We start from the raw sequence: 4,469 nt of genomic DNA, 5'->3' as shown, positions 1-4,469 counted from the left end.
TCGCGGTCATAGCCATAGGCGAGCAGGCTGCCGCGCGACGGCCATGTCACCAGCACCGGCGCGCTGTGTACGCCCGAATCCTGGACGATTTGCGCGAAACGATAGACAGAATCCTCAAACCGATTGTTGAACCCATGGATAAAGACAAGAACACTGAGATCCGGGCTCTTTCTGACCGAGGCACTGAGCCAGTTTTTGTCTGCGTCCAACGTAATTTGATCCGCTTTCAGCGTGGCGAAATCGGTCGCCGGATTGGAGGGGAGTCTTTTCGGCCAAGCGACGTCGCCTTCCTTGCGGACGCTCTTGGGCGGGATCGACACGGTGATGTCTGCAAATGCCGGCGTCACCCCGCGCTCACCGGTAAACATCTCGCCGGGATTAGAAGAGCGGCTGCGCGTCGTCGCCACCAGCATATCAACCCTGCTCGACGAAGGGGACGTTTCGGCAACAGGCGACAACACGTTTTTTGGACGGCCGGCACATCCCGGCGTGAGGGTGACCACCGCGGCGATCAATAGCCAACGCATCCACCTGCATTCCAGGAATGACGTCATGCGATCGCGTCGATCATTGCTGTTGCTCACTGGTGTTCCCCCAAGTTGGCGCGACAACAATATCACACGGATTGCGAAAGCCAGCCACGAATAAAGAGGAGGCCAAAAACAGCATGGATCGCTGCCACTGGCCACAACAGTTTGCCTACAAGGTGGCCGTCTATTCCGAGCAAGGGCGAGATAAACAGCGGCCAAGACGTTGTAGATGAGCATGGCGGCCAGCGCCGGACCCTTGCCGTGCTCCTGCCAACCGCGGCCGGCAGCGATCGCCAGCGCGAGCAACGGCCAATCCCGCGCCGGACAGAGTCTCACCCAGCAGCAGAGCAGCGATCAAGTTCGGAACGGCGATCAGGGCGACCCCGGTTAACGCCTCGATACAGGCGGCAATCACAAGCAACCGCGCGATCGGCATGTACTAGCCTTTCCCACCGCTTTCACAGGCGTTAACAGTAATACACGCCGACCGCGCAGCGCCGTACCGTGCGCCGTGCTACCCCGGCGACGCTGACGGGGGTAAGTGGACGCCCGATCCTGGCCTCGGCGCTTCCGACAAAGCTGTACAGACTCGGGATAGACAACTCTGATCCCGCCTCCAGGCCGAACAATCCGATCATTCCAGCCAGCAGAACAATTCTCAGTTTTCTTGGCGCGTTCATTTGGTGCCTCCTGGGGCAAAGTGATCGGGAAGTTCATCGATATCGATGAGTTTTTTCAGGTCGACCTGCTTGGCGTCGGTTGAGTTCTTGAAGCCAAAATCTTCCGCAACGACGTCCGTGCCGGTCTTCCAGTCGCTGATCTGGATGCTGTACTGCGGCCCCTGATCCACCTGACTGGCAGTGATGACATATCGACAGGGATAGGGGTGATCGCCTTGCGCGATCCATATCTGCCAGTCGACCTCCTTGGCGCGGAACGCGAGATGATCGCATTCGGTGCCACCGATCACCCCGCTGCCGAGATCCTTGACATCGGTGACGTCGCGCATCAACTCGTCGTAGACGTTTGGCAGCAGGAGGTCAGCGGCAGGAAGCGGCCGATGCAGCTTGTCCCTGAGCTCGTCGATGAGATGATCAATCGTGCCGGGCACTTCGACCTGGGTGTAGAGATTGGCGTCCTTGCCGAGCACTGTCAGGGTCTTGCCATCAAATGTCAGCTCGACATTGGCAAATCCACCATGCCGCGTGGCGCGGATCTTGTCGGGCCGACCCATTTCGATCTTGCCGGAACTCGCCAGCAGGAGTTTCTGGTGATCCTTGGTGACGACCTCAAGGTTGGTGTCGTAGGCAAATGAAATGGCTTTTTGCGCCGTCAGATAGTCGGACATCGCCTTGAGCAGGTCTTTGGCTTCCGCTTCGCCCGCCGCTGCTCCCGAAGGTGTTACTGACACAATGATTAGGGCGAGCGCGGCTGATGATAGGGCTGTCGCAGCAAACTTCACAGCTTTTCGGGCTATGGTCATCGGAGTATGTCCTCCCTTGGGTATCGCACATTTAACCGATATCGACCGGCTCCGGATTGGGAGCGCATCGAAAATCGGAAGGAGCGGTCTTTGAACGCGAAGAACACTACACGTTAAGGGCCCGCACAGCCCGTAACATCTAGTATGTTACGGGCTGCTGACAGCTCTACTCGCCAAAGCGGCGATAACCTCGCCCGCTACCGCTGTTGCAAATCAGAGCCGCCGTTCGGCGAGGACATGCTTGCAGCGCTTTGCGAATACCTGCAAACATGCGGGCTTGATCGTCGGGTCGAATATTGCGGTTGCTAAACTCTGCCGCTAGGTTTGGGAGAAACCCTGGGCGCATTGTGACAAATATCGCACCCTCGCGCTTGGCTTTGTCCATCATACCTCGCTCAGCGTAGATGGCGGCGACGACAAGGTGAAAGAGCGGAAACTTCTGCAGATTGGCTTGCCTGATCTCGGCAAGGGCAGTGTCGTAATCCTGAAGCATATAGGCGGCAAGCGCCCTGTTGCCGTGATAGTAGCCGGCTCCGCCCGGGTTGAAGGCGAGAGCTTGATCCAACGCCTCCGCGCCGCGTCTCCATTGGCCTCCCATGGCGAGGCGGACTCCGTATTCACCCATTAGTTCGGTATCATTGGGGTTGGTTGCCAGCGCCTGCTCTCCCACACGCAGCGATTCTTCCAATTGTTGATTGAAGAACAATGCCGTCATCAAAGCCTGAAGCGCGCGGGTATTACCCCGGATCGAGCTCAACGGCCCGTCGGGCGGCCTTGAGCGCTCGCTCCAAGGGCGGGGACGAGTGAGGTTGCGCATTGTACCCAAACCGATGGGCACACAATCGACAGCATCGCCCAGGCGGTGGCGTAAGACGGATAGCGGGCAACGGCGCTTTCGAGACACTCGCGAACGTCCGCATGGCGTTCCACACTTAGCTCTGCACGATAGGCGTAAAAGCGTAGCGTGCAGCCATAACGTCGAGATCATCCGGTGGAGGTTTCGCCGCATCGATTTGCGCGATCACGCCATAAGGCTACGCCACCGCTTTCGCGACCTTGTCTGCGACGTCAGACTGAATAGCAAACAGACCGCGTGAACGGAGATCTTCTTCATAGATCTGAGACCACAAGATCGCGTTCGTCGCCGTATCCATAAGGCGGGCCGTCACCCGTACCCGCCTGTCGGAGACACGCACGCCCCCTGCAAGCAGGTAACGGGCTCCGAGCTTGCCGCGAACGTGGGACGCGTCGACCTCGGGCGGCAAAGCCTCGGATGTCTCGCGGCCAAACACCTTGAGTTCCTTGAAGCGTGGGAGCGCAGTCAACAGTTCCTCGGTAAGTCCGAGCGTATAGAGTCTGGCTTCGGGTCCCTCGCCAAGATTGGTGAATGGCGCGATGACCAGCGTCGGTTCATTGGGACCCTTCGCGTTCATTGACCGCACCCGCTCAACACTCCAATGCCCAAAGACCGCCGCGCCAACGAGCGCTCCAGAGCCAATAGACCTGGCCACCTTGCACGCGACGGCAAATATTTCGTAGAAATACCGATTGTCTCGGCGGCAGCCTCCTTTGCAACAGAGACCTCGTTCCAGGTGAAGAACGGCACATACTTGCCCTTTGGGATGTCGATGCGGATCGGATCATTCTGGCCCGCGACCAGATAGTAACGCTCGAGCGTGCGTCTTAGCCTTCCTGCCTCGATCCGAACGACGGGATCGTCCTGTGTGAAATCTTCATCGCGATCGAACACTTCGATTGCGATGGAGTAGCCCTTGATCCGTTCGGCGCGACCCGCGAGCGTTTCCTCGACCACATAGCGCAGGAAGGCATGGCTTTGCCCAGTGCTTGGAAATTCCGGGCTGGCAACTATGCGCTCTAGTTGAGTGCAAATATCGTCAGGAGCGGGCGGCGGCCGGGGTGCTTGCTCGGGCCGACCAATGCCCGCGAACGTTGTGCCTCGCATTACTTCCTCCCCCACGGACGAAAGCGGCCGGCATTTTCTGCCTGTAAGCTACTGTAACCTACTCCCCGAATGTGGCTCCGTCCATGATAGTTAGCGCCCGACTCCGCCTGCTCAAGGAAAGGAGCTCAGTGCGATGGACAAAGGCGTAGTAGCCGCCAAACGCCGGTACCCCTTTCGGGGCCAGGCGATCGACGAACGTGCCGCCCGTGACGAGGAGTTTCGGGATTTGTGTACCGACTTCGCGGATGCGGAGGCTGAGTTACAGCGATGGGAACATTCGATGGACCCAAAGCGCGAGCAGCGTTGCGCCGAATATCTGGAATTGGTGACTGACCTGGCACGAGAGATTGAAGCTGCCCTCGATACGGCGGCGATCATCCCCTTCCACGGATGATGGCCAAAACCCCGCATATAGAATTGAAAGACCGGAAAGCCTGGCAGTTCGATTTTCCGGTCGCAATTGGGAATCGCAGACCGCTCGAAAGACCAGAAG

At 58.5% G+C, this 4,469-nt stretch carries 4 protein-coding genes and 1 pseudogene; 1 reads left to right on the top strand and 4 read right to left on the bottom strand.

Features of this window, described 5'->3' with window-relative positions; translation table 11 throughout:
* The 4 genes and pseudogenes from AAAC48_RS04900 to AAAC48_RS04885 form a co-directional block, all read right to left on the bottom strand.
* Window positions 1-836 (bottom strand): alpha/beta hydrolase (locus AAAC48_RS04900; protein ID WP_340653099.1); only part of this gene is annotated, 836 nt, incomplete at its 3' end.
* Window positions 837-997: 161 nt separating this feature from the next.
* On the bottom strand, window positions 998-1,210 hold the full coding sequence (locus AAAC48_RS04895) for a hypothetical protein (RefSeq protein ID WP_340653098.1): 213 nt from the start codon (window positions 1,208-1,210) through the stop codon (window positions 998-1,000).
* On the bottom strand, window positions 1,207-2,013 hold the full coding sequence (locus tag AAAC48_RS04890) for a DUF2092 domain-containing protein (RefSeq protein ID WP_340653097.1): 807 nt from the start codon (window positions 2,011-2,013) through the stop codon (window positions 1,207-1,209). Before AAAC48_RS04890 ends, AAAC48_RS04895 begins: the two co-directional genes overlap by 4 nt.
* Before the next feature lie 166 nt (window positions 2,014-2,179).
* Window positions 2,180-3,976: pseudogene (locus tag AAAC48_RS04885) on the bottom strand (adenylate cyclase).
* Between the two features lie 133 nt (window positions 3,977-4,109).
* Between AAAC48_RS04885 and AAAC48_RS04880 the strand changes: the two are divergent.
* The gene (locus tag AAAC48_RS04880) at window positions 4,110-4,370 is read left to right on the top strand and encodes a hypothetical protein (RefSeq protein ID WP_340653096.1); all 261 of its coding nucleotides are present in this window, start codon (window positions 4,110-4,112) and stop codon (window positions 4,368-4,370) included.
* Window positions 4,371-4,469 lie beyond the last annotated feature (99 nt).

The sequence above is a fragment of the Phyllobacterium sp. genome, from assembly GCF_037994405.1.
GTDB lineage: Bacteria > Pseudomonadota > Alphaproteobacteria > Rhizobiales > Rhizobiaceae > Phyllobacterium.
This window is presented reverse-complemented; position numbering and strand designations above follow the sequence as displayed.